Genomic DNA, 24,417 nt, shown 5'->3' with positions numbered 1-24,417 from the left:
GACGGAGCTTCGCTCCTGCTCCGCCCTGGAATGACGATCGCGATGGGCGTTTCGGCCAATCTCCAACGCATGCCACCAACGCAAACAGAGCCGACTGGTCAAAATCCCTGTGCAGTGCCACCAGGCGAGCCGGATACAATCGACATCGGTTGATCGATCAGGGACATAATCGGCTCCGCCGATTAGTCAGGATACGGTCTTCAATCGATCAGGGACATAATCGGCCCCGCCGATTAGTCAGGATACGATCTTCGATCGATCCTAAGTGGCACAACCAAACGCCATTGCGGGGCGATTTCAGCCACGCTAAATCCGTACCATGACCAAGACCGCTCCCGATATCCTGCGCATCGCCGTCGCCCAGCTCAACCCGACCGTCGGCGACGTCGCCGGCAATCTGGCAAAAGCGCGCGAGGCGAGGGCGGACGCGGCGCGCCAGGGCGCCGATCTGGTGCTCTACACCGAGCTCTTCCTCGCCGGCTATCCGCCGGAAGACCTGGTGCTGAAGCCCTCCTTCCTGAAGGCTTGCGAGAAGGCGGCGCAGGACCTCGCCGAGGACACCGCCGATGGCGGGCCGGGCGTCATCGTCGGCACGCCGCTGAAGCGCCGGACCGGCACGCATAACTCGATCGTCTTCGCCGACGGCGGCAAGATCATCGCCGAGCGCTACAAGCTCGACCTGCCGAATTATGGCGAGTTCGACGAGAAGCGCGTCTTCCAGGCCGGGCCGGAGCTGCAGGGTCCGGTCAACTTCCGCGGCGTGCGCATCGGCATTCCGATCTGCGAGGACATCTGGGGCGACGTCGCCGTGTGCGAGACGCTGGCCGAAAGCGGCGCCGAGATCCTGCTGGTGCCGAACGGCTCTCCCTACTATCGCGCCAAGATCGACGTTCGCCATCAGGTCGTCATCCGCCAGGTCATCGAGACCGGCCTGCCGATGATCTATGCCAACCAGCTTGGCGGCCAGGACGAGCTGATCTTCGACGGCGCCTCGTTCGCCATCGGCGCCGACAAGACGCTTGGCTTCCAGATGAGCCAGTTCGAGGAGGCGGTTGACGTCGCCACCTGGAAGCGGAAAGGCGATCATTGGGTCTGCTCGGAAGGCCCGATGTCGAAGATTCCCGAGCGTGAAGAGGCCGACTACCGTGCCTGCATGCTGGGTCTGCGCGACTACGTCAACAAGAACGGTTTCAAGAACGTCGTGCTCGGCCTCTCCGGCGGCATCGACTCGGCGATCTGCGCGGCTTTGGCCGTCGATGCGCTGGGCGAAGAGCGGCTGCGCACCGTCATGATGCCCTACCGCTACACGTCGAAGGATTCGCTGAAGGACGCCGAGGACTGCGCGCGCGCGCTTGGCTGTCGCTACGACATCGTGCCGATCTCCGAGCCGGTCGAAGGCTTCAGGCATGCGCTGACGCAGCTCTTCGAGGGCACCCAGGAAGGCATCACCGAGGAAAACCTGCAGAGCCGCGCCCGCGGCACGATCCTGATGGCGATCTCCAACAAGTTCGGCTCGATGGTGGTCACCACCGGCAACAAGAGCGAGATGTCGGTCGGCTACGCCACGCTCTACGGCGACATGAATGGCGGCTTCAACCCGATCAAGGATCTCTACAAGATGCAGGTCTACGCGCTGTCGCGCTGGCGCAACAACCATGTGCCGCCGGGTGCGCTCGGGCCGTCAGGCGAAGTGATCCCCAACAACATCATCGACAAGGCGCCGTCGGCGGAGCTGCGCGAGAACCAGACCGACCAGGATTCGCTGCCGCCCTATCCGGTTCTGGACGACATTCTGGAATGCCTGGTGGAGAACGAGATGGGCGTCGACGACATCGTCGCGCGCGGCCACGACCGGGCGACGGTGACGCGCGTCGAGCACCTGCTCTACATCGCCGAATACAAGCGCCGCCAGGCGGCGCCCGGCGTCAAGATCACACGGAAGAATTTCGGCCGCGACCGCCGCTATCCGATCACCAACCGGTTCCGGGACCGCGGCTAGTCCGCGAGATTGCGCGCGCATGCAGGATGTTGAAATCAGTTTCGACCTGTCGCGGATCGATTTCCGGGCAACCTCCGACCAGCTCATGCAAAGCTATTGGGGCGCATCCAGAACCGACGAGGCCCACCGTCGCGCCTTCGACAACTCGCTTTGCGTCGGCGCCTATCTTGACGGCAGGCAAGTCGGCTTTGCCCGCGCGATCACCGACTACACGGTCTTTGCCTATGTTGCTGACGTCATCATCTGGCCGGAACATCGCGGACGGGGGATCGGCAACCGGCTCGTCCAGGCGCTGATCGATCACCCGGAGGTCGGGATGGTGACGCATTGGAGCCTTTCGACCAACGACGCCCACAGCCTCTACGAGAAGTTTGGGTTCAAGGCGTCGACCGACGGGCGCTACATGCGACTGGATCGCAAGCCGACAGCCTGACTGCCTGATGGCTGCACAACCCGCCGTTGTTGCAAATTCGTCGCAGTGCTTGGACCAGATGTCGTTTTGGCGACGGGTCGACTTGGCGATCGGCTGATGCCTGCCTATAACAACCTTTCCGCGATTCCCTTCCGGGAAGACCGTATGGCAGGATTTGACATCGTTATGCGAGGCCGCGCGGCCTAGGTCGGCGCCGGCGCTCCGAGGATTTCTCGGAGAGCCGGACGCGGAACAGGCATTTGCCGCTGCCGGTCGCCGCCTCAGGGCAGGCGGTCTACCATACTGAACCTCCCGCTTTCAGGGTCGTCGCAAAGCGCGGACGCGGGTTTTCCAATTCGATTTTTACCGGGACCGGGCTCGTTTGCGCCCGTATGACATCATGGCTCGTTTCAAGATCGACCTGCGCGCAAGCGCCTTTCGCAGCGTGCTTGGCTTTACGTTCAGTCACTGGCGCCACCAGCCGTGGCGGCTTTCGCTCATCATGAGCGCCTTCCTGCTCTCGACGCTCGCCGACGTGCTGACACCCTTCTATTCCGGCCGCCTGGTCGACGCCGTCGCCAGCGGTGCCGGAACCGAGGCAGTCGCCTGGAATGCGGCGATGGCGGCGTTCTCGACCCTGATGGCGCTGGCGCTGGCCGGCGTCGTGCTGCGCAATGTCGCGTTCCTGTGTATCGTCGAGTTGACACTGAAGATGATGTCGGACATCGCCGCCGATGCCTTCCATCGGGTGCAGCGCTTCTCGACGGACTGGCACGCCAACAGCTTTGCCGGATCGACGGTGCGCAAGATAACGCGCGGCATGTGGGCGCTGGACCTGCTCAACGACACGATCCTGATCGCGCTGCTGCCGTCGGTCGTCATGCTCGTCGGCTCCACGCTGCTGCTTGGTTGGTTCTGGCCGTTGATGGGGGCCGTGGTGGCCGCCGGTTCGGTGCTGTTCATCGCCGTCACGGCGATGCTGTCGCTCGGCTATGTCGCGCCTGCCGCACGGCTCGCCAACAGCTGGGACACGCGACTGGGCGGCTCGCTGGCGGACGCGGTGAGCTGCAACGCCGTCGTCAAGGGCTTCGGCGCGGAGGCTCGCGAGGAAGCGCGGCTGGCGCGCGTCGTCGCCAAATGGCGCCTGCGCACCGGCCGCACCTGGATGCGCGGCACCGCCAACGGCACCACGCAAGGAGCGCTGCTGCTGCTGATGCGGGCGGCGGTGATCGGTCTTGCCCTCATGTTGTGGGCCTGGGGCCAGGCGAGCGCCGGCGACGTCGCCTTCGTGCTGACCTCGTTCTTCGTGCTGCAGGGCTATCTGCGCGACATCGGCACGCATATCCGCAACCTGCAGCGCTCGATCAACGACATGGAGGAACTGGTCGACTTCCAGTCCGAGCCGCTCGGCATCGAGGACCGGCCCGGCGCTCGCCCGATCCGGATCAGCGACGGGCACATCGCCTTCGACGAGGTGACGTTCCACTACGGCACCCACCTTCTGCCGCTTTACCGCGATTTCTCGGTCGATATCGCGGCCGGCGAGCGCATCGGACTGGTCGGGCATTCGGGCTCGGGCAAGACGACCTTCGTCAAGCTGATCCAGCGGCTTTATGATGTGAATGCCGGGCGGATTCTGATCGACGGGCAGGACATCTCGCAGGTCGAGCAGGCTTCGTTGCGCAGCCAGATCGCCATCGTCCAGCAGGAGCCGATCCTGTTCCACCGGTCGCTCGCCGAGAACATCGCCTATGCCAGGCCCGGCGCCAGCCAGGCCGAGATCGAGCATGCGGCCAGGCTCGCGAGCGCTCATGATTTCATCACCAGCCTGCCCAAGGGCTATGGAACCCTGGTCGGCGAGCGTGGCGTGAAGTTGTCGGGCGGCGAGCGCCAGCGCGTGGCGATCGCCCGCGCCTTCCTGGCCGACGCGCGCATCCTGATCCTGGACGAGGCGACATCGAGTCTCGATTCGGAATCGGAAGTCCTGATCCAGAAGGCGATGGAGCGATTGATGGTCGGGCGCACGACCCTGGTGATCGCGCACCGGCTCTCGACGGTGCGCGCGCTCGACCGGCTGCTGGTCTTCGATCGCGGGCGTATCGCCGAGGAAGGTTCGCACGACGACCTGATCCGGCTGAACGGCGGCATCTACCGGCGGCTGTTCGAGCGTCAGGCGCTCGAGCTGACCAAGGGCCTCGTCGCCTGAGGAAAGGGATGGCGCCCGGCCTCCGCCGGGCGCCATCAGCCGCAACACGGTTGCAACCGCCCTCCCGTTATGCGGTTAGAGCGGCTCAATATGTTTTTCAAATTAACTTATATATATTGAAGTTTTAGAAGATTCTATTTAGTTTTTAGCTATTAGCGCGCTCTCAAGCGATGATTTTGATGTATTTACAGAAAAGAAAACCAGATATGGCAGAAGAAGGCCTCTTGGAGATTTTTGCAGGGAAGCCGACCGGATGGAGATTTCCTTTGGGAAGCACGGCCGCCTTTAGCGCTTTCGTATAGGCAATCATAATGAATCTTGTCTCCGCAAAAGCGGGTCCGGGACAGGTGGGTGCGCCGCTGGAATCCCAGCATGGTTCGGTTCGGCCGCTAGTCGCCGAGGATCTCGAGCAGGTCGCCGCGCTGTTCCTGATGAAGTTTCGTCATCGTCGCCGTCAGCGCGATCGCGCGATCGTGCAGACGGCGGACTATATGAGGGGGCTTTACCTGGACGGGGATGAGAGCAAGGCTCTTGTCCAGATCAATCCGCAGGGCCGCCTGGGTGGCTTCATGGGCGTTCTGAAAGCCCGCTATGAGCTCAATGGAAGGGCATTGAGCGCGGCCATCATCGGTCCCTTCATGACCGACTCCAGCACCGATCACGGTTGGGCCGGCCCGCAATTGCTGCGTGCCCTGCATCAAGGCGAATTCGATCTGTACCTGACCGATTCCGCCAACCGGACATCCTTGGCGTTCGCGCGCCCGATGAAGTATCAGCTGCTGCCGGTGCATTGCCTGGAGTGGACCTGTATTTTCCGGCCGGGCGCCATGGCCGCTGCCGTGCTGCGCCGTAAATGGCCCGGGCTGCCTCGCCTGGCGCTCGATCCTTGCGCGAGAGCGTTCGACGCTCTTGCAAGAAGAAGGTTCGAGCCATCGGCCCAGCATTCGTCATCCCAACGGATCCACCGGGAGCTGATCGATGCGGCCCAATTTGCGGAGCAACTGCCTGCCCTCATGACCGATTACTCCCTTCGGCCGAGTTGGACGGACGAAGAGTTGCCGCGGCTGCTCGCGCTGGCGGCCGAGAAACGAGCCGACGGGCCACTTCATTTCGGCCGGACTTACGACGAAACGGGCAGGATGCTGGGCTGCTACGCCTTCTACGGCCAGGCCGGCGGCATCGCGAACTTGTTGCAAATCCAGGCGTCCGGATCCCATTGGGGCGTGACGCTGGACGGCCTCATTGCGGCTGCGCGGGAGATGGGTTGCGTCGGCATCACCGGGCAGACGCAGAACCGGTTCATGCCGCAACTCTTCGGCCACAAGGACGTCTTCTTCCGCTATGCCGGGGGCACGATGGTCCGCTCGCGCATCGCCGAGGTCACCGAAGCGGTCCGCTCCGGCGACATTTTCATCGGCGGGTTGATGGGCGATCGCTGGACCCGGCTCAGTTCCGACGATTTTGGCCGTGCCTGACCGGGTCAGGCGAACTTGCGCGGCGCGGCGCAGAAGCGGGCAATGATCTGGCAAAGGTCGGGTTCGTTGACCATCTGGACGGCTTCGTTCGGGCCAACCCATTTGCGCGTTCGCGCGCGCTTCTCTTTCCAGCGATCCGCGACGCGGTCGACATGCAGCGGAAAGACCAGTACCTCGCAAGGCACTTCCTCGCCGGAGGCGAGGACCTTGGCATAGAAATAGCGGCCGGCTTCAACATGCGATATGGAGCCGCGCAGTCCGGCTTCCTCGCCTGCTTCGCGAGCGGCGGCTTCGCAAAGCGGTTCCCTGGCTTCGGGCCAACCCTTGGGCAGCACCCAACGACCGGTGTCGCGGCTGGTGATCAGCATGATCTCGACGCCGTTCTCGCTCTCGCGCCAAGGCAAGGCGGCAACCTGAAGGCGACAAGGCGCAACGCCGAAGAGCCGCCGGACTCTTTCGGCCATCAGGTTGTGCGTCGTCGGCCTCGTCAACATGGTAAGAAGCTGCCCCAGCCTCCAGAATCGTTTGCCATCTTACGAATCTTACGGCGAATTGTGGGCTTTAAAAGTAAAAAACTTCACTCTACCGGAAAACTCCACCAGAAAAAGTCAATCCTGCAAAGTAGTCGTGTTCGTTGGCACGACTACACGACCGAGGTTTAAGGCAGATTCTCTGGAGAATAAGATGGCCGTTCAGCCGGCGTGATCGTCCGCGATCGGCTTCTGGTAAGTGAAGCCCATGTCCCACGGGAAGTAGATCCAGGTGTCCTGACTGACTTCAGTGACGAACGTGTCGACCAGCGGACGGCCCTTCGGCTTGGCATAGACCGTCGCGAAATGCGCCTTCGGCATCATCGCGCGCACTATGCCGGCCGTCTTGCCGGTATCGGTCAGGTCGTCGATGATCAGCACGCCGGCCCCGTCATCGGCGAGCAGCGGAGGCGAAATCTCCTTCAGGACCTGCAATTGACCCTGGCTGGTGTAGTCATGATAGGAGGCGACGCACACCGTCTCGATGACGCGGATGCCGAGCTCGCGCGCGATGATGGCGGCGGGCACCAGGCCGCCGCGCGTGATGCAGACGATCGCCTTCCATTGTCCCTTGTTGGCGCCGGACAGCCGCCAGGAAAGCGCGCGGGCGTCGCGGTGGAACTGGTCCCAGGAGACGGGAAAGGCTTTTTCGGGAAGGGACATGTTCGCGCACTCCGCAAGCGCGCACCATCAGCGCGCAGAAACAATGGAATGCAGGCGGAATTAGCTGGAAAGCCTTGCTCTTGGCAAGGGACAGCGGATGGACGTCCCCTGTCACGCTTTTTCCCGGAATTGCTCCGGCGTCACCGCGACAGGAAAGCGGCTACATTCGTGCTGCGCAGTACCGTGCGGGTAACGCCGCCGAACAGGAGCTGGCGCAGCCAGGAGTGGCTGTAGGCGCCGAGCACGAGCAGGTCGGTGCCGGATTCGGCCATCCTCGACTGGATGATGTCGTCGATTGCCGAGCCATCCGACTTCTGCACCGAGACGCTGACATTGGCGCCGTGGCGCGACAGGGCGGCCGCGATCTCGGCGCCGGCCGCCTCGGGGGATTCGTCCAGGCTCTCGGGCGGATCGATGACGAGAATGTCGGTCTTGTCGGCCTCGGCAATGAAGGGCAGGGCGTCGAAGGCCGCGCGTGCCGCTTCCTTGCTGCCGTTCCAGGCCAGCAACACACGCCTGAAGGTTGTCACCAGCGGGCCGTCATGCGGCACGACCAGCACCGGCCTGCCGGCGTCGTAGACCAGCGTGTCGACATCGGCGCTCGGATCGCCGCCGGTGTCACGCTGCGCGGCGATGATCAGATCGGCGGCGCGCACGCTCGATATGCCGGTCAGCGCGCTGTCGCCGGAAAAGCTCTCCAGGCTTCGCCATTCGAAGGAGAGGCCGGATTCCTCGATCCGCTTCAGGAAATAGGCATGTAACTTGTCGGCGCGCTCCTTGTTCATCTCGGCCGAGACCTGCAGGAATTCGGTATCGGGAAAGCCCGTGGCCGATGTGTAGGGCACGGGAAGCGCCTCGGCATGGATGCCGACGAGATGGCTGTCGAATCTTTCGGCAAGCGGAAGGGCGCAATCGAGAACGCGCTCGGCGTCCTGTTCGTTCTGCAAAATGGCCACGATCGTCTTGAAGCGCATGGGTAGTCCCTCAATTGTTTGCCCCGCGAATCCGCGCGGCAAGGGAACGCCTCAGCGCATTGACTGGTTCCAGCCGCGGATCAGCCTGCCTTGGCCAAGCCCGCCACCATCGCCTCGATGTCCTTGCGCGCGGCCTCGAGTGCTTCCTCGCTGCGGGCGCGGACGACGAGCTCGGTCCAGAACTTGCCGTCGCCATATTTGGGATAGGAGCCGATGATGGTGCCTGGATGCGCCTTCTGGATCTCGGCCAGCGGCCCACCGATCAGGCCCTCGCCGAAGGGGCAGTGCACCGTGGCCGACAGCATTTTGGTGCCGGCCTTGAGCGTCGGCACCACGTTGTCGAGCATGGCCTGGAAGATCGACGGCACGCCGGCCATGACGTGGACGTTGCCGATGCGGAAGCCCGGCGCGACCGAGACGGGATTGTCGATATGGTCGGCGCCGCGCGGCATGCGCGCCATGCGCTTGCGCGCTTCGGTGAACTCGATGCTGCGCTCGGCATAGCTTGCTTCAAGCAGCGCATAGGCCTTGGCGTCGTATTCGCAAGGCACGCCGAAGGCCTTGGCGATGGAGTCGGCGGTGATGTCGTCATGCGTCGGGCCGATGCCGCCGGTGGTAAAGACGTAGGTATAGCGGGCACGCAAGGCATTCACCGCCGCAACGATCTCGTCTTCCTCGTCGGGGACGATGCGCACTTCCTTCAGGTCGATGCCGATCGCCGTCATGATGTCGGCGAGATGGCCGATGTTCTTGTCCTTGGTGCGGCCGGAGAGGATTTCGTCGCCGATGACGAGCATGGCGGCGGTGACGATTTCAGGCATGGCGGGCTCCGGCAGCAAAGGTCGCCTGAGATAACGCGGCCCGCGGCCGGCCGCAATGCGAAAGCCGGATCCGTGCTTGTGGCGGCGGCCGTTGCGGATATGGTGCGGTCGGTCGGCTCGGGGTGAAAACATGCTGATGTCGTTTGTCCTGTGGTTGCTCGCCGGGTTGCTTGTCGCGGCGGCGCTTGCCGTGCTCGCCGTGACGGTTGCGACCTGGCGGATCGCGGCAAAGGCCGAAAGACTGGTGCCGGCTTGCGGCAAATTCGTCGAGATCGACGGCAACCGCATCCACTATGTGGAAGAGGGCGACGGCAGGCCGATCGTGTTTGTGCACGGGCTGGGCGCTCAACTCCACCACTTCCGCCAGACGCTGTTCGGCCGTTTCGGTCCTGGCTACCGGCTGATCGCCCTCGACCGGCCGGGCTCGGGCTATTCAGTTCGGGCAAACGGGGCCACCGGCCGGCTGCCCGAGCAGGCTGACATCGTGCGGCGCTTCATCGAGGAATTGCGCCTGGAGCGGCCTTTGGTCGTCGGCCATTCGCTCGGCGGGGCCATCGCGCTTGCGCTGGCAGCCGGGCATCCGACAGCGATTTCCGGCATTGCGCTGCTCTCGCCGCTGACGCATCAGGAAGCGACGGGGCGTCAGGGATTTGACCTGCTCTATGTTCCATCACGGCTGCTGCGCCGCGTCCTGGCCCACACGGTGGCGATACCGCTCAGCCTCCGTTACGCGCAGCCGACGCTGCGGTTCATTTTCGCGCCACAAGCGGTTCCGGCAGACTACATGATCGGCGGCGGCGGATGGCTTGGGCTGCGTCCGTCCCACTATTTCGCCACGTCCACCGATGTCGTGGCCGTGGAACGGGATCTTGGCGAAATCGAACGGTCTTACCGCGAAATAGCGATGCCGGCAGGCATTCTGTTCGGCACCGGCGACCGGGTGATCGCCGAGGCCGTGCACGGCGAACCTATGCTGGACAAGATCGAGGGGCTCGACTTTGAGCGGATCGAAGGCGTGGGCCACATGCCGCAATTTTCGGATCCTGAACGGGTCGTCGCCTTCGTCCAGCGTATCGCCGCGCGCGCTTTCGCGCATTGACCGCAATTGACCTTGGCGGGGGCTCGCGGCTCTTCACGCGGCGTCACGCAAATGTGTCGGACATTCTGTCCTACCCGGAATTTCCAGGGGAACCTTCGCACCCAAACCAGGGTTTCGGTGGTGTCGCCAGGGCCTTGGTGCCCGATTTTCTGGCGATCAAGAGAATGGAGAATCCAATGATTACAAGACTCATTGCAGCTTCGGCGCTGGTGCTGGCCATGGGTGGCGCAGCCATGGCGCAGTCGTCCGATGACTGGTGGTGGTGGCACCGCGATCATCGTCCCGACACGAGCCAGCAGGTAGATCCCTATACCACAGGCAGCATCAATGGCGGCTCCGGGCTGACCACCTATGGCCAAACCGGTGGCATGGGGCCGTGCGCCCACAACACACCCGGTCCGGATGCCAACTCGCAACAGAACGTCAATGATCATTACTGCGGTAAGTAGCGCCGCATAGCCACCGGCGGCCGGTGTGAGGCCTTCCGGCTTCGCCGGTCGCGGGGCGGTTGCAACTCGCTTAGTCGGAGACTTCGGTTTGCGGGCGGTCGCGGCCGTCGGCGAGTTCGTCGTGCCACGTGCCTTCGGCGTCCTCATATTGGATGCCGTCGGTGGTACCGGCAACCTGCTGCTCGGACGAGGCGATCTCGGCGGCGCGCAGCGCTTCCTGGTGCGTGCGGAAAGTCTCGGAAAACGTCGAGCCGACCTTGTAGGCCCAGCCGCCATCATGCTCGACGATCTTGTAAGTCAGCTTCGCCATGGAATCCTCCGGTTAAGAAGCATGCTCAGTGCAGCTTTCCGTCGGGCAGCCTGTCTTCGGGAACCAGAACTTCCGATTCCCTGGCCGCCTCGACAAGGGCGCGACGCGCGTCCGCTGTCGAACGATAACCTTCCAGCGCTTTGAGGCAAGTGTCGAGAGCATAACGATGGCGATCGCCGCGATTGAGCGGCCAAACGGTCATCAGGCACTCGGCGGCCTCGCGGGTGCTGCTTATCTGGCGGTATTTGCCGACATGGCCGAGCTCGACGACCACCGGTTTTTCAAAGGGTTTGTTGTCCATCATGGCCGCCAACGTAAAGCGGCCAAATTGGTTGCAGTTGTGGCGATGATCCTGCGCCCAAACGTCTCAGGACTGTGCCGATTTCCGGTTCTGTTTTGACGCAATTGCGGACGGAAGGCCACGGCGAAGCCGCCGAGCCTGACCGTGTCACACTTTTCTTGAAATTGCCCTAGCCGGCGGCCTTCATCCAATGCCGCATCGTCGTCACCGAACGTGCCAGCTGCGGCGCCGGATGGATTTCCTCGCCGAAGGCGGCGGCCGCGCGCCAGCCCCAGCGTGGGTCGGCGAGGAATGCGCGCGCCAACGCCACCATGTCGGCACGACCGTCGGCGACGATCGCCTCGGCCTGGCTCGGATCGTCGATCAGCCCCACGGCGCGCGTCGGAATGCCGGCGCCGTTGCGCACAGCTTCGGCCAGATGCACCTGGTAGCCGGGGCCGGGCGGCACCTGCTGCAGGGGCGAATTGCCGCCGCTGGAGCAGCAGATATAGGCGATGCCCTCGGCCTTCAGCGCCTTGGCCACCTCGATCGCGTCCTCGATGTCGAAACCGCCTTCGACCCATTCCTTAACCGAAAGGCGCGCCCCCAGCATCATGGACGGGACGGCCTTTCTCACCGCCCTGGCGATTTCGAGAGCGAAGCGCATGCGGTTTTCCAGCGACCCGCCCCAACGGTCGGTACGCTGGTTGGAGAGAGGCGAGAGGAACTGGAAGATCAGATAGCCATGCGCGGCGTGCAGTTCGGCAAAGTCGAAGCCGGCGCGTTCGGCGCGTGCGGCCGCCTGCGCAAAGCGCGCAATGAGCTCCAGGATTTCGTCCTCCTCCAACGCATGCGGCACGTTCCAGCCGGTGTCGTAAGCGATGGCCGAGGCCGAAACCGTCTGCCAGGGATCTTCGCCCGGCTGCAGCGGACCGCCGCCTTCCCAGGGTTTGCGGTTGGAGGCCTTGCGGCCGGCATGGGCAAGCTGGACACCGAACTTCGTGCCGGGCGCGGCGACGCGCCTGGCGGCGTCGAGCGTGCGCTTGGCGGCCGCTTCGTTGTCGTCCGAATAGAGGCCAAGGCAGCCATGCGAGATGCGCCCGCGCCGCTCGACATCGGTCATCTCGACGGTCACCATGCCGGCGCCCGACATTGCCAGGTTCATCCAATGATGGAGATGCCAGTCGCTGGCCGAGCCGTCCTCGGCCGAATACTGGCACATGGGGGCAACCGCGATGCGGTTGGGGAAGGTGAGGCCGCCGAGGGTGATCGGCTGGAAAAGCGATGACGTCATGTGAAACGGGCTCCTGGAGAGATACCGCTATCTAGGCAGTCGCGGCGCGGCGCGCCAGACACGAGCCGGTGAGACTCCCCGCTGGACCAATCGGTTTCGAAGCCAGCCGGAGTCCAAGGCCAGTCGGTTTCCTGGATTGCCTGCGACATCTTTCATCGCTACGCCTTTGCGACGAATACGGAGGTCGTCATGGAAGATCGCATTCGCATCCGTTCGCAGGAGGTCCTTTCGGACGACTGGGCGGTGCTGAAGAAGACGGTGCTCGACTATCGCCGCCGCGACGGGCGATGGGAGACGCAGACCCGCCAGACCTACGACCGCGGCGACGGCGCCGTGATCCTGCCCTTCGATCCGCAGCGCTCGACCGTCCTCTTGGTGCGTCAATTCCGCTTCCCGGCTTACGCCGTAGGCCACCACGAGCCGCTGATCGAGGCTTGCGCCGGCTTGCTCGACGAGAACGATCCCGAAACCGCCATTCGCAAGGAAGCGGAAGAGGAACTGGGTTATCACCTGAAGGATGTCGAGCGGCTGTTTTCGCCGTTCATGAGCCCGGGAAGCGTGACGGAACGGCTCTGGTTCTTCACCGCGCGCTATTCGCCGGCCGACCGTATTTCCGACGGCGGCGGCGCGCCGGAGGAGGGCGAGGACATCGAGGTTCTGGAAATGCCCTTGGACGAGGCGCTGGCCGGCATCGCCGACGGCCGCATCGTCGACGCCAAGACGATCATCCTGATCCAGCATTTGAAGCTCAACCCGATGAGCGGTTGAGTGCCTGCGCCCCAAGACTTGGGAGGACGGACCCTCGTCTACCAGGTTGTCGGTGGTCTGCCACCCGAAGCTCCTCCTTCGCCAAGGCTTCGGAGGACTCGTCGAAGAGCGAAGGGTGGTGCGGACGACGGGAATCGAACCCGTACGATCAGAGATCGAGGGATTTTAAGTCCCTTGCGTCTACCAATTCCGCCACGTCCGCAGGCGTGCCTTTTTCAGATGCCTGATATGAGCCGTCAAGCCAAGTTTCGGATCGGCTGGACTTTGTGCCGCCGTCCTGCCCGTTCTCAGGCGCAGATTTAATATTAGTGATATTTAAAATGCCAGTTTCTCCGAACTGATCCCATTAGCGTTTGTGTGCGAGTCTATGGTCGGCTTTGATGGTGGAACCATGCGTGGGCCAGGCTGGATCAGGGGACTGCGGGAGGAGGAGGCGCGGCAGCTGCGCCGCGAGATCGGTCGGCTCGAACGAGGGCTGATCGAAGCCGCCAATTCGAAGGCCAAATGGAACCTGCACGAGGTCGCGCACACGTTGCGCTGGCACAAGGCCCGGCTGCGGCGGCTGGAGGAGTGCCTCGAGGCCATGCCTGAAGGAAAGAGGGCTTCGGACCGATCCTGACTGTTCAGCCAAGCATGTCCGCTAGGCGGGGCAGGGCGGTGGGAAAGTGGCGCGATCACGCTATTACGGCCTGCCCTGGGAACGCTAATGTTTGCGCCGTGGCGGATCGATCCGCCGAGGCCGGCGTCCATCAGGCCCCTACCCATTCCCCCGCCCCCTGCGGGCGCCGGCCACCTGAATTTTCAAGAGATGCGGAAGGGGTGTTGCGCGTCGTCGCGGTGCCGCAAACCTCAGAATTTGTAGCTGAAATTCACGCCTAGCGTCTGCAGCTTCACGTCCTGGTCGCGGTCGGCGAAGGTGTCCGGCGCATCGAAATGCTCCTTGCCGAAATCGTAGTAGCGGTATTGCGCGCCGACAACGACATTGTTGGTCAAGGCATAGTCGACGCCGGCGCCGAGCGTCCAGCCGGTGCTGGTGCGGGTTTGTGTAAAGGCCGTGCCTGCCGCCTGCGAGGTCTCGATCCCGGCGAAAGCGACGCCGCCGATGCCGTAGATCAACACGCGATCCATGGCGTAGCCGGCCTTGGCATCGATCGATCCGAACCATTTGATGTCGGTGCCGAATGTGTTTGCCGGGCCGGCCTCGGCGGTGCCGTCGATCGAGGCGTAGTTCAGATCGGCCTCGGCGCCGATCACAGCCTGGTCGAACTGCCAGAGCCCCGCGACATGGCCGCCGACGAAACCGCCGTCGATGTCGGGCTTGACCGAAAACGGACCGCCATCGTCGCCGCTGATGTCGGAGCGACCCCAGCCATAGCCGGCCTGCAGGCCGGCGTAATAGCCGGTCCAGTCGAAGCCGGCCGCGGTCATCGGCAGATCAGCCCCCAGATCCGCCGCCCAAGCGGATCCGGACAGCAGGACAAGAAAGCCGGCACTGGCAAGCGTCAGTCGACGCATCGATCGCTCCGAAATGGCGGTTTCGAACGACTCCTCGAAGCAGACTAGCCCCATTCGCCGCGAAACGGAATTGCATCTCTGCAACAGTGGTTTACGACCTGACGCTCTGGCTCCGGACGCCGACATTTGCCAAAGTGACCTACGCAGAGGACTCAAAGCCCATGACGAACGCCAAGCCGACTAGCGCCGCAAAGCCAAAGCCGTGGACGGAAGTGGCGACACATCTGGTCGACGTCGCGATGGGCCGGAAGCCGGCCGATCTGGTCATCCGCAACGGTCGCTGGGTGAACGTCCATTCGGGCGAGATCATCCCCGGCACCGATATCGCGATCGCAGCCGGCCGCTTCGCCTATTGCGGGCCGAATGCCGGCCATGCCATCGGGCAGCGGACGAAGGTCGTCGATGCCGGCGGGCGCTATCTGGTGCCGGGCCTTTGCGACGCGCATATGCATGTCGAGAGCGGCATGGTGACGGTGACGGAGTTCTGCCGCGCCGTCATCCCGCACGGCACGACCTCGATGTTCATCGATCCGCACGAGATCGCCAATGTGCTTGGACTGCCGGGCGTGCGCCTGATGCATGACGAGGCGGTCGCGATGCCGATCAACGTGCATGTGCAGATGCCGTCCTGCGTGCCCTCGGCGCCGGGGCTGGAGCATGCCGGCGCCGAATTGACGGTCGCCGACGTTGCCGAGGCCATGACCTGGGAAAACATCATCGGGCTTGGCGAGGTGATGAATTTCCCCGGCGTTGCCGCCAACGATCCGGTGATGTCGGGCGAGATCGCCGAGACGGTCAAGGCCGGCAAGACGGTCGGCGGGCATTATGCGTCGCCCGATCTCGGCCTGCCGTTCCACGGCTATGTCGCCGGCGGGGCGGAGGACGACCATGAAGGCACGCGCGCGGAGGACGCGATCGCTCGGGTGCGCCAGGGCATGAAGGCGATGCTGAGGTTGGGCTCGGCCTGGTACGACGTGGCGGCGCAGATCAAGGCGGTGACCGAAGGCGGCATCGACCCGCGCAACTTCATCCTATGCACCGATGACAGCCATTCCGGCACGCTTGTGCATGAAGGCCATATGGACCGGGTGGTGCGGCATGCCATCAGCCAGGGGCTGAAGCCGGTGACGGCGATCCAGATGGCGACGCTCAACACCGCGCAGCATTTCAGGCTGGAGCGCGAGATCGGCTCCATCGCGCCCGGACGGCTCGCCGATCTGCTGATCGTTTCGGACCTTGCCCGGATGACCATCGACGAGGTCTATGCCCGCGGCGTCCGGCTGGCGAAGGGCGGCAAGCTGGAGATCGACATTGCCGCCTATGACTATCCGCAATCCGCAAAGAACACGGTCAAGCTCGGCAAGAAGCTCGCGGCGAAGGATTTTGACATTTCCGCGCCGCAAGGCGCCAACGAAGTGCGGGCGCGGGTGATCGGCGTGATCGAGAACCAGGCGCCGACGCGGGCTTTGGAAGCCGACCTGCCGGTCGAGGACGGGCTGGTCGCCATGGATCGCCGCAACGACATCTGCCAGATCGCCCTGGTCGAGCGGCATCGCGGCACGGGCGGCGTCACCAACGCCTTCGTCTCCGGCTTCGGCTATGTGAAAGACTGCGCAATGGCGTCCAGCGTGGCGCATGACGCGCACCACATCATCGTCGTCGGCACCAACAAGGAGGATATGGCCTTGGCCGTCAACCGGCTGAGCGAGGTGGGCGGCGGCGTCGTGCTTTATTCCGAGGGCAAGGAACTGGCGCTGGTCGAGATGCCGATCGCCGGCCTGATGTCGGACGAACGCGCCGAGATCGTCGCGGCCAAGGCCGATCAACTGACCGAGGCGATGCGCAAGGTCGGCTGCTCGCTCAACAACGCCTATATGCAGCACTCGCTGCTGGCGCTGGTGGTCATTCCGGAGCTGAGGATCTCGGACGTCGGCCTGGTCGACGTGACGACGTTCCAGAAGGTCGATCTTTTTATCTGAGCGTCAGCTATCCGCCGGTAGCGATGGTCAACACCCTGAACGGGGTGGTGATGACGACCTCGGCGACAGAGCCGACCGCCTTGCCGAGACCCTGGCCGATATTGTTGAGCTGCGTCGGGTTGGGCTCGTCCGAAGCAAGGCCGGCTGGCGTGCGCAGCCGGTTGCCCAGCAATTGCACCAGGATCGGATTGTCGGCGAATTTGGCATGGTTCAGGCCGCCGTCGCCGCCCTTGGCGTGGGTCAGGTCGACCACCGTCACGCCGTAATCAGCGAGGTCGGCCGCGTTGCCGTAGTCGCCGACGCGCGGCTTGTCGCCGGAAATGAAGCTCGACAGCTTCAACGCCCGGTCGTCGCCCGAAAGCAGAATGGCAAAGGGTTTGTCCGGCTTGCCGTAGCGGATCATCTGCTTCTTGAAGACATCGACGTCGATGTCGGGCGAGGCGAGGATGACGTAACCGAGCTTGCCGCCGAGATCGCGGTCGCCAGTGATGGCGAGCTGGCGCAGCGCCTCCATCGTCAGCCAGGTGCCCATCGAATGGGCGATGATGTCGATGCTCTTGACGCGTGTCTTGGCAAGCATCCGCAGCGTCGCCTCGAGATCGTCGCGCGCGGCGGTCGAACTGTCCTTGTCGTAGATGTAGCCGGTCGCCTTGGCGCTCGATGCCCACGAGAACAGCACCGGCGTTCCGGGATATTTGGTGTCATGCGCTATCTGCGTGATGCGGTAGATACCGTCGTCGAAACCGTTGTTGAAGCCGTGCACGAACACCAGGGCACGGTCGCCGCGCATGGAAATGTCGGCGCCGACCGCCTTGGCGAATTGCCGCGCGTCGCCATAGTGGACGACATCGGTGGCGGTAAACTGCTTGGCCGGATTGGAGTCTGTCGAGCCCTTGGCGCGCTCGATCGCGCCGACCTGGTGGACCTTCGGCACGGTGACGTCGACGCGGGCGTAGCTGGTGGTCAGCGAACGGTCGCCGTCGAAGACCTGGCGCGGATCCTTGGTCGCCTGCTGGCGGGTGGTGGCGACGAAGATTTCGTGCGTGGCGGCAATGTCGGAGGCAGGCGCTGTAACTGTTTTGCGGTTGAGAAGATCATGCGTGGGACCGGCGCAGCCGGCGAGGGCGAGCGTGAAGGCAAGGCCGACAACGATCTTCACATGCGCAATCACCCGGGGTCCCCCAAGGCGGCAACGTCTCTTGCTACTGCGATAAAGCCAGAGAGCGGCCGGGTCCAGTTCAAAGTCCCTGCGGCGCCGAACCCGCACCGATACGGTTACTGCGCAGCCAGCTGACGGATGCGGTCCGTCACATCACGATCGCTGGCAAAGCCATCGTCCTCACGCAGCCGCTGTCCGATCATCTGCACCATCATCGGATTGTCGGCGAATTTGGTGTGGTTGAAACTGTCGACGCCCTTGATCTTGGAGAGGTCGACCACCGTGACGCCATAGGAGGCGAGATCTGCGGCATCACGATAGTCGCCGACGCGCGGCCGCGCGCCGGCGATCAGGCCGGAGAGCCGCAGCGCCCGGTCGTCGTCCGACAGGAGCAGGATGAAGGGCTTGTCCGGCTTGCCGTAGCGGCGCATCTGGCTCTTGAAGACATCGACATCGATGTCGGGCGAGGCGAGCACAACGTCGCCGAGCTTGCCGCTGAGATCGCGGTCACCGGTGATGGCAAGCTGGCGCAGCGTTTCCATCGTCACCCAGGTTCCCATCGAATGGGCGACAATGTCGATGCGCCGGGCGCCGGTCTGCGCCAGCATCCGCAACGTCACCTCCAGCTGGTCGCGGGCGGCGGCGGCGCTTTCCTTGTCATAGACATAGTCGGTGGTCTTGGCGCCGGAGGCCCAGGAAAACAGCACTGGCGTGCCCGGATAGCCGGAATCATGGACGATCTGGGTCAGCCGGTAGACGGCGTCGTCGAAGCCGGTGTTGTAGCCGTGGACGAAAACCATGACGCGGCCGCCGCGGGCGTCGATGTCGGCGTTGAGGGCGCTGGCGAATTTCGGCTGCGTGTCGTAGCCGACGACTTCGGAGGCCATGAAATATTTCGTCGGGTCGTTCGACTTGCCGCGCGAACGGCGCTCGATCTGGCCGGTCTGGTGAATGGGGGGAACGGTGACGTTGACACGCGCATAGTTGAGCGTGGCCGAGCGTTCGCCGTCAAAAACCTTGTTCGGGTCGTCGGAGCGCTTGCGGGTCGTGGCGATGAAGATCGAGTGGTTGCCGGCGATCTCGGTCGCCGTCGTCGGCACGACGACGCTGCCCAGGATTTCCTGCGTCTGGTGGCCCGCGCAGCCTGCTATCAGCAGGGCAAAGGCAATGATCAGAATTGTCTTCAACCGCACATCGACACTTTCACTGGCAATTCCACTCCGGCCACGATTGGCCGTCCACCTCCGCGGAAATCTCCCGGACAGCCGAAGTGCGGCTAAAGTAAGTCGTGTCCAGTGGAAATTGGCTCAGCGCCGGGCGACGGCCATTGCACTGTTGCGCGAAAGCCAAAACGGCGGCAGGAAGGTTGCCGGCACGGGATACGGCTGTCCTGGCGTACCGCCGAGACCAAATGAGGGACTTCTATTGAACAGCTTCTCTTCTCGCGTCGCCGCTGCCGCCGAGGCGATCCGCGAAATCTTTCCGGAAACGCCGCTGCAGGAGAACGATTACCTGTCCAAGAAGACAGGCGCGCGCATCCTTTTGAAGCGTGAGGACCTGACGCCGGTGCGCTCCTACAAGATCAGGGGCGCGTTCAACTTCTTCCGCAAGGCGCTCGCCGCCGGCAACAATGCCGAGCTGTTCGTCTGCGCCTCGGCAGGCAATCACGCCCAGGGCTTTGCCTTCGTCTGCCGCCATTTCGGCAGACGAGGCGTCGTGTTCATGCCGGTGACGACGCCGCAGCAGAAGATCGACAAGACGCGGCTGTTCGGCGGCGATTTCGTCGAGATCAGGCTGGTCGGCGACTTCTTCGACGATTGCTACCGCGCCGCCCTCGAATTCACCGAGACCGCCGGCGCGCATATGGTGCCGCCCTTCGACCACAAGGACATTATCGAGGGCCAGGCGACGGTTGCCTACGAGATTGCGGCCCAGATGCCGGGCGGGCGCGTGCCCGACATCGTCATGCTGCCGGTGGGCGGCGGCGGTCTTGCCGCCGGTGTGACCCACTATTTCGCCGACCAGCATCGCGACCCGCGTTTCGTGTTCTGCGAGCCGGCGGGCGCGCCGAGCCTGCGCGAGAGCCTTGCCGGCGGCAAGCGGGTCAGGCTCGCCAAGGTCGACAATTTTGTCGACGGTGCCGCGGTGGCCGAGATCGGACGCGAGCCGTTGCGCCATCTCAAGGACTTCACCGCCGATGCCGTGCGGCTGGTTCCGGAGAACCGGCTCTGCGCCACCATGATCGAGATGCTCAATGTCGAGGGCGTCGTGCTGGAGCCGGCCGGCGCGCTGGCGATCGACGCGCTCAAGGATTTCTCGCGCAAGGAGATCAGGGGCAAGACCATGGTCGCGGTCGTCTCCGGCGGCAATTTCGACTTCGAGCGGCTGCCGGACGTGAAGGAGCGGGCGCTGCGCTTCGAGGGGTTGAAGAAGTATTTCATCATCCGCTTCCCGCAACGGCCGGGCGCGCTGCGCGATTTCCTCGAAATGCTCGGTCCCGACGACGATATCGCCCGCTTCGAGTATCTGAAGAAATCGGCGCGCAATTTCGGCTCGGTGCTGATCGGCATAGAGACCAAGGACCGGCGCAATTTCGACCTGCTGAAAGCCAATTTCGACGCCGAAGGCGTGCAATATCAGGACATCACCGACAACGAGACGCTGGCGGGGTTCATCATATGAAGGGTACCGTTTTCGTTGCGCTATTTTCCGGCATCAATGTCGGCGGCAACCGCATCGTCAAAATGGCGGAGCTCAAAGCCTTCTTCGAAAGTCTCGGCTTGAGCGATGTCGCGACCTATGTGCAGAGCGGCAATGTCGTCTTCCGGGCGAAGAAGGGGGACGCGGCGGCGCTGACCAGGGAGATCGAGGCTGCCTTCGAGAAGAAGTGGGGTTTTCATTCGCGCATCATGGTGCGCGATGCCGGCTGGTTCGAGCGGCTGGTGAAGGACAACCCTTATCCCGAGGTCGCCGGCGAGCCGACCAAGCTGCACGCCTATGCGCTGGAACGGGAGCCGACCGCCGAGGAGACCAAGCGGCTCGCCGACAAATGCACCGGCCCCGAGCGCTTCGAGGTCAAGGGCGACGTGCTTTACCTGCATGCGCCGGACGGTCTCGGCAAATCGGTGTTCGCCAATCTCATCCCGCGTACCTTGAAGGTGCCGGGCACGGCGCGCAACTGGCGCAGCGTGCTGGCGCTGCTCGACATGGCCGGCAAGGCCGGCGGCTGACTGTTCGAGGCACTTTTCCCGGAATTGCTCCGACTCAGGCAGCCTTTTGCCAGTCGAAGCTTAGTTCCTCGCGAAAGGCGAAGCGCTTGATATGGTCCGCGACCACGCTCTCAAGCCGCTCCAGCGACGCTTCGTCGTCGGCGGCCACAGCGATGTGCAGCGCCTGATCGTCGGCGTCCATCACGGTGCGGCCGATCGAGAGTTGGATGGCGCCGTGCCGCGGGTCGAACTCGACCGGGAATTTATGCGACCAGTGCTTGCAGAGCTGCTGCAGGTAGCGGCTGGCATGTTCGGTGGCGACATCGGCGCGGCTGGTCAGCATGGAATTCTCCTGGCGGATGAAGAAACGCCAGCCTGGACGAGGCTGGCGCCAATTGCGGATAGATAGGCAGCGCCGGGCGAAACGCTAGAGCGTTTCACCGTTTCGCCGAAGCGGCGAACCGCTCTATCTCTTCGTTTTGACGCAATTCCGAACGGAAAACCGCCCACACTTTTCCTGGAATTGCTCTGGCGGCCGCCGGCCAAATCGGCGTGGTATCGCCGGATTTACCAGGCCCCTGTGTTCGGCATCGAGGCCCATGGTTCGGCCTTCGCCTTGGCCGGGCCCTTCTGCAGCAGCTCGATCGAGATGCCGTCCGGCGAACGGACAAAAGCCATGTTACCGTCGCGCGGCGGACGATTGATGGTCACGCCATTGTCCATCAGCTTCTGGCAGGTTGCGTAGATGTCGTCGACCTCATAGGCGAGGTGGCCGAAATTGCGGCCGCCCTTATAGTCCTCCGGGTCCCAATTGTAGGTCAATTCGACCAGCGGCGCCTTCTCATGGATGCCGCTCTGCTCGTCTTCCGGCGCGGCGAGGAAGACAAGCGTGTAGCGGCCCTGCTCGTTCTCGTAGCGGCGCACCTCCTTGAGGCCGAGCTTGCTGCAGTAGAAATCGAGCGACTGGTCGATATCGGCGACGCGGACCATTGTGTGCAGATAGCGCATGGCGGCTTCCTCAAAGTGTTGGGGTTGCGGGCACCATAGGAGCCGTCCGGTGAAAGGGCAATCGTCCGACAATAGCGGCGGCGCGGTCGATTTCAGGCCTTGCGATTCCGGCATCCGGAAGCGCCGGCAAACGACATTTCAGCCTTTCCGGTGTTGAACGGTGAAAAAAGGCACGTCAGCCCTTGCACACCCCGGAAGCCGCAGTGTTAATCTCTTGGCAAGAATCAGTTGCGGTTCAGTTGAAAAAGGGGGGCATTCTTATGGGGGAAAAAGCCTCTTTCACGAGGCGGGACGGAAGCCTTGACGACGCCTTGCAGCGGGACAATGGCGGCGACTCCGCCGAGCTTGTCGAAATCGCCGGCGCTATCAAATGGTTCGACGTGGCCAAGGGCTACGGCTTCATTCTTCCGGACGACGGCGTCTCGGGTGATATTCTCCTCCATGTGACATGTCTTCGAAGGGACGGTTTCCAGACGGCGCTCGAGGGCGCGCGGGTCGTCTGCCTGGTGAAACAGGGCGAGCGCGGCTTGCAGGCTTTCCGCGTCCTTTCCATGGACGCCTCGACGGCCGTCCACCCGGCAGAGCAGGAACAGCGCACCCACGTCACGGTCAATCCGGAGAGCGGCCTCGAGCGAGCCTTGGTCAAGTGGTTCAACCGCACCAAGGGTTTCGGCTTCCTGACGCGGGGCGAGGGGACGGAAGACATCTTCGTCCACATGGAGACGCTGCGGCGCTACGGCATAACCGAGCTCCGCCCCGGCCAAGTCGTGCTCGTTCGCTTCGGACGCGGCGACAAAGGCCTTATGGCCGCCGAAATTCACCCCGATATGGGTACCTTGTCGGTCTCGCACTGAGGGCTTCTCGACGCAGTCGAAAAGTCCCTTTGCCGCGGCGCGACCATCTTGTCCGAAAACCGGTTCCACTTGTCCGGATCATGGTTTAGGACGAGCGTCTGGACGAGGTACGCATGGTTCATCGCAATTGGCTGACTGCGGGCATATTCTGCGCCGCGATCGTTTTCGCCGCCTGTTTCATCGCTGCGAAGCCAAGTTCGGCGGATGCGATGCTGCTGCCGATCGACCGGACGCCGCTTGTGGTGTCGACCGGCTCCGGCGAGCGTTCCTTCTCCATCGAGATCGCCGATACCTCAGCCGAACGCGAGGCGGGACTGATGTTTCGCCGGACCATGGCAGACGATCACGGCATGTTGTTCGTCTTTGAAAGAACGGACGAGGTGGACTTCTGGATGAAGAACACGCCGATGGCGCTCGACCTCATCTTCATCGGTGAAGATGGCAGGATCAAAGCCATCAAGCGCGGCGAGCCCGAATCCGAAGCGATCATCTCGCCGGGACAACCCGTGCGCTTCGTGCTTGAACTCAAGGCCGGCACAGCCGCCAGGGACGGCATCAAGGAAGGCGATCTGTTGCGCCACCCGACTATCGGCACCGGCGCCAACTGAGAAGCAGTTCCGCCGATGCAGTTCTTTTCCCATGACGGTTTCGAACTTGCCTATCTCGATCGCCAGCCGGCCTCGGGGCAGGGCAACCCGGTGCTGATGATCCACGGCTTTGCCTCCAGCCACTACGTCAACTGGGTCTCGCCGGGCTGGTTCAAGACGCTGAACGACGCCGGCTATCGGGCGATAGCGTTCGACCATCGCGGCCATGGTTCGTCGTCGAAGAGCTATGACGAGGCCGATTACACGCCGGCCAAGATGGCGTCCGATGCGGCCGCGCTGCTTGATAATCTCGGCATCGAGCGCGCGCATGTCATGGGTTATTCGATGGGCGCGCGCGTCTCGGCTTTCCTGGCGCTCTCCGATCCGCAGAAGGTCGCGACGCTGGTGTTCGGCGGCCTCGGCATCGGCATGGTCGACGGGGTCGGCGACTGGGACCCGATCGCTGCTGCCCTGCTGGCGGAGGATCCCGCCGCCACCACGCATCCGCGCGGGCGCTCGTTCCGCGCTTTCGCAGATCGGACGCGCAGCGACCGTCGTGCGCTTGCGGCTTGCATCGCAAAGTCGCGCGAGTTGCTGAGCGAGGATGACATGGCCCGCATCGCCCAGCCGACGCTGATTGCCGTCGGCACGAAGGACGACATCGGCGGTTCGCCGGACGAGCTTGCGGCGCTGATGCCGAATGCCAGTGCCTTTAATATCGAGGGCCGCGACCACATGCTCGCCGTCGGCGACAAGAGCTTCAAGCAACGCGTGCTCGAGTTCTACGCCGAGAACCCGCTCTAAGCGCGCGGCGCTGCTGGGCTGA

At 63.6% G+C, this 24,417-nt stretch carries 26 protein-coding genes and 1 tRNA gene; 14 read left to right on the top strand and 13 right to left on the bottom strand.

Annotated features, from left to right (window positions below; all coding sequences use genetic code 11):
• Positions 1-319: 319 nt before the first annotated feature.
• The 4 genes from FJ419_RS17285 (at position 320) to FJ419_RS17270 (ending at position 6,092) form a co-directional block, all read left to right on the top strand.
• Positions 320-1,999 carry an NAD+ synthase gene (locus FJ419_RS17285; RefSeq protein WP_140695746.1) on the top strand — a complete coding sequence of 560 codons (1,680 nt, stop codon included), beginning with the start codon at positions 320-322 and terminating at the stop codon, positions 1,997-1,999.
• 19 nt (positions 2,000-2,018) lie between these two features.
• Positions 2,019-2,432, top strand: a complete 414-nt coding sequence (locus FJ419_RS17280) for a GNAT family N-acetyltransferase (RefSeq protein ID WP_140695743.1) — start codon at positions 2,019-2,021, stop codon at positions 2,430-2,432.
• 379 nt (positions 2,433-2,811) lie between these two features.
• Positions 2,812-4,617: an ABC transporter ATP-binding protein gene (locus FJ419_RS17275; RefSeq protein WP_140695740.1), complete on the top strand. Its 1,806-nt coding sequence runs from the start codon at positions 2,812-2,814 to the stop codon at positions 4,615-4,617.
• 311 nt (positions 4,618-4,928) lie between these two features.
• The gene (locus FJ419_RS17270; RefSeq protein ID WP_140695737.1) at positions 4,929-6,092 is read left to right on the top strand and encodes a hypothetical protein; all 1,164 of its coding nucleotides are present in this window, start codon (positions 4,929-4,931) and stop codon (positions 6,090-6,092) included.
• Between the two features lie 5 nt (positions 6,093-6,097).
• On the opposite strand, the gene FJ419_RS17265 is transcribed toward FJ419_RS17270, so the two are convergent.
• The 4 genes from FJ419_RS17265 to FJ419_RS17250 all read right to left on the bottom strand — a co-directional run bounded on the left by FJ419_RS17265 (position 6,098) and on the right by FJ419_RS17250 (position 9,080).
• The gene (locus tag FJ419_RS17265; protein ID WP_140695734.1) at positions 6,098-6,586 is read right to left on the bottom strand and encodes an NUDIX hydrolase; all 489 of its coding nucleotides are present in this window, start codon (positions 6,584-6,586) and stop codon (positions 6,098-6,100) included.
• 198 nt (positions 6,587-6,784) lie between these two features.
• A complete protein-coding gene (gene gpt / locus FJ419_RS17260; protein WP_095765134.1) occupies positions 6,785-7,285 on the bottom strand; it encodes a xanthine phosphoribosyltransferase in 501 nt (166 codons plus the stop codon).
• A 140-nt stretch (positions 7,286-7,425) separates the two neighbouring features.
• Positions 7,426-8,259, bottom strand: coding sequence for a universal stress protein (locus FJ419_RS17255; RefSeq protein ID WP_140695731.1), 834 nt, complete (start codon positions 8,257-8,259; stop codon positions 7,426-7,428).
• 80 nt (positions 8,260-8,339) lie between these two features.
• The gene (locus FJ419_RS17250) at positions 8,340-9,080 is read right to left on the bottom strand and encodes a competence/damage-inducible protein A (RefSeq protein WP_140695728.1); all 741 of its coding nucleotides are present in this window, start codon (positions 9,078-9,080) and stop codon (positions 8,340-8,342) included.
• 130 nt (positions 9,081-9,210) lie between these two features.
• Between FJ419_RS17250 and FJ419_RS17245 the strand changes: the two genes are divergently transcribed.
• Together FJ419_RS17245 and FJ419_RS17240 are read left to right on the top strand one after the other, a co-directional pair.
• Positions 9,211-10,179: an alpha/beta hydrolase gene (locus FJ419_RS17245; protein ID WP_140695725.1), complete on the top strand. Its 969-nt coding sequence runs from the start codon at positions 9,211-9,213 to the stop codon at positions 10,177-10,179.
• A gap of 176 nt (positions 10,180-10,355) precedes the next feature.
• Positions 10,356-10,628: a hypothetical protein gene (locus FJ419_RS17240; protein WP_140695722.1), complete on the top strand. Its 273-nt coding sequence runs from the start codon at positions 10,356-10,358 to the stop codon at positions 10,626-10,628.
• A gap of 70 nt (positions 10,629-10,698) precedes the next feature.
• Here the strand turns inward: FJ419_RS17240 and FJ419_RS17235 are convergent, their stop codons facing one another.
• The 3 genes from FJ419_RS17235 to FJ419_RS17225 all read right to left on the bottom strand — a co-directional run bounded on the left by FJ419_RS17235 (position 10,699) and on the right by FJ419_RS17225 (position 12,512).
• Positions 10,699-10,938: a DUF2188 domain-containing protein gene (locus tag FJ419_RS17235; RefSeq protein WP_095765137.1), complete on the bottom strand. Its 240-nt coding sequence runs from the start codon at positions 10,936-10,938 to the stop codon at positions 10,699-10,701.
• Between the two features lie 25 nt (positions 10,939-10,963).
• Positions 10,964-11,242 (bottom strand): DUF982 domain-containing protein, encoded by a 279-nt coding sequence (locus tag FJ419_RS17230; protein WP_095765138.1) that lies wholly within the window; start codon positions 11,240-11,242, stop codon positions 10,964-10,966.
• A 166-nt stretch (positions 11,243-11,408) separates the two neighbouring features.
• Complete coding sequence (locus tag FJ419_RS17225) at positions 11,409-12,512, bottom strand: NADH:flavin oxidoreductase/NADH oxidase (RefSeq protein WP_140695719.1); 1,104 nt, start codon at positions 12,510-12,512, stop codon at positions 11,409-11,411.
• Between the two features lie 189 nt (positions 12,513-12,701).
• On the opposite strand from FJ419_RS17225, the gene FJ419_RS17220 reads away from it, so the two are divergent.
• Complete coding sequence (locus FJ419_RS17220) at positions 12,702-13,280, top strand: NUDIX domain-containing protein (RefSeq protein ID WP_140695715.1); 579 nt, start codon at positions 12,702-12,704, stop codon at positions 13,278-13,280.
• 116 nt (positions 13,281-13,396) lie between these two features.
• Here the strand turns inward: FJ419_RS17220 and FJ419_RS17215 are convergent.
• Positions 13,397-13,482: transfer RNA gene (locus FJ419_RS17215), tRNA-Leu, on the bottom strand.
• 165 nt (positions 13,483-13,647) lie between these two features.
• On the opposite strand from FJ419_RS17215, the gene FJ419_RS17210 reads away from it, so the two are divergent.
• Positions 13,648-13,899 (top strand): hypothetical protein, encoded by a 252-nt coding sequence (locus FJ419_RS17210; protein ID WP_246679228.1) that lies wholly within the window; start codon positions 13,648-13,650, stop codon positions 13,897-13,899.
• 230 nt (positions 13,900-14,129) lie between these two features.
• Here FJ419_RS17210 and FJ419_RS17205 read toward each other — a convergent pair whose 3' ends face one another.
• On the bottom strand, positions 14,130-14,795 hold the full coding sequence (locus tag FJ419_RS17205; protein WP_140695713.1) for an outer membrane protein: 666 nt from the start codon (positions 14,793-14,795) through the stop codon (positions 14,130-14,132).
• A 161-nt stretch (positions 14,796-14,956) separates the two neighbouring features.
• On the opposite strand from FJ419_RS17205, the gene ade reads away from it, so the two are divergent.
• Positions 14,957-16,774, top strand: coding sequence for an adenine deaminase (gene ade / locus FJ419_RS17200; RefSeq protein WP_140695710.1), 1,818 nt, complete (start codon positions 14,957-14,959; stop codon positions 16,772-16,774).
• 7 nt (positions 16,775-16,781) lie between these two features.
• On the opposite strand, the gene FJ419_RS17195 is transcribed toward ade, so the two are convergent.
• Together FJ419_RS17195 and FJ419_RS17190 are read right to left on the bottom strand one after the other, a co-directional pair.
• Positions 16,782-17,945 carry an alpha/beta hydrolase gene (locus tag FJ419_RS17195; RefSeq protein ID WP_140695707.1) on the bottom strand — a complete coding sequence of 388 codons (1,164 nt, stop codon included), beginning with the start codon at positions 17,943-17,945 and terminating at the stop codon, positions 16,782-16,784.
• Between the two features lie 104 nt (positions 17,946-18,049).
• Positions 18,050-19,126, bottom strand: a complete 1,077-nt coding sequence (locus tag FJ419_RS17190) for an alpha/beta hydrolase (protein WP_140695704.1) — start codon at positions 19,124-19,126, stop codon at positions 18,050-18,052.
• 232 nt (positions 19,127-19,358) lie between these two features.
• On the opposite strand from FJ419_RS17190, the gene ilvA reads away from it, so the two are divergent.
• Positions 19,359-20,615 carry a threonine ammonia-lyase IlvA gene (gene ilvA, locus FJ419_RS17185; protein ID WP_140695701.1) on the top strand — a complete coding sequence of 419 codons (1,257 nt, stop codon included), beginning with the start codon at positions 19,359-19,361 and terminating at the stop codon, positions 20,613-20,615.
• Positions 20,612-21,163 carry a DUF1697 domain-containing protein gene (locus tag FJ419_RS17180; protein WP_140695697.1) on the top strand — a complete coding sequence of 184 codons (552 nt, stop codon included), beginning with the start codon at positions 20,612-20,614 and terminating at the stop codon, positions 21,161-21,163. Before ilvA ends, FJ419_RS17180 begins: the two co-directional genes overlap by 4 nt.
• A 34-nt stretch (positions 21,164-21,197) precedes the next feature.
• Here FJ419_RS17180 and FJ419_RS17175 read toward each other — a convergent pair whose 3' ends face one another.
• Both FJ419_RS17175 and gloA read right to left on the bottom strand, forming a co-directional pair.
• Positions 21,198-21,485 (bottom strand): DUF2218 domain-containing protein, encoded by a 288-nt coding sequence (locus FJ419_RS17175; RefSeq protein WP_140546663.1) that lies wholly within the window; start codon positions 21,483-21,485, stop codon positions 21,198-21,200.
• A 224-nt stretch (positions 21,486-21,709) separates the two neighbouring features.
• Positions 21,710-22,150: a lactoylglutathione lyase gene (gloA, locus tag FJ419_RS17170; RefSeq protein WP_140695694.1), complete on the bottom strand. Its 441-nt coding sequence runs from the start codon at positions 22,148-22,150 to the stop codon at positions 21,710-21,712.
• A gap of 260 nt (positions 22,151-22,410) precedes the next feature.
• On the opposite strand from gloA, the gene FJ419_RS17165 reads away from it, so the two are divergent.
• From FJ419_RS17165 to FJ419_RS17155, 3 genes are all read left to right on the top strand, one after another.
• Positions 22,411-23,004: a cold-shock protein gene (locus FJ419_RS17165; protein WP_095765583.1), complete on the top strand. Its 594-nt coding sequence runs from the start codon at positions 22,411-22,413 to the stop codon at positions 23,002-23,004.
• A 113-nt stretch (positions 23,005-23,117) separates the two neighbouring features.
• Positions 23,118-23,612 (top strand): DUF192 domain-containing protein, encoded by a 495-nt coding sequence (locus tag FJ419_RS17160; protein WP_140695691.1) that lies wholly within the window; start codon positions 23,118-23,120, stop codon positions 23,610-23,612.
• 15 nt (positions 23,613-23,627) lie between these two features.
• Positions 23,628-24,395: an alpha/beta hydrolase gene (locus FJ419_RS17155; protein WP_140695688.1), complete on the top strand. Its 768-nt coding sequence runs from the start codon at positions 23,628-23,630 to the stop codon at positions 24,393-24,395.
• Positions 24,396-24,417 lie beyond the last annotated feature (22 nt).

Origin of the sequence: Mesorhizobium sp. B2-6-2 (assembly GCF_006440615.1) — a bacterium.
Lineage (GTDB): Bacteria > Pseudomonadota > Alphaproteobacteria > Rhizobiales > Rhizobiaceae > Mesorhizobium.
Note: the sequence above shows the minus strand (reverse complement) of the source record. Positions and strands in the feature narration are given on the sequence as shown.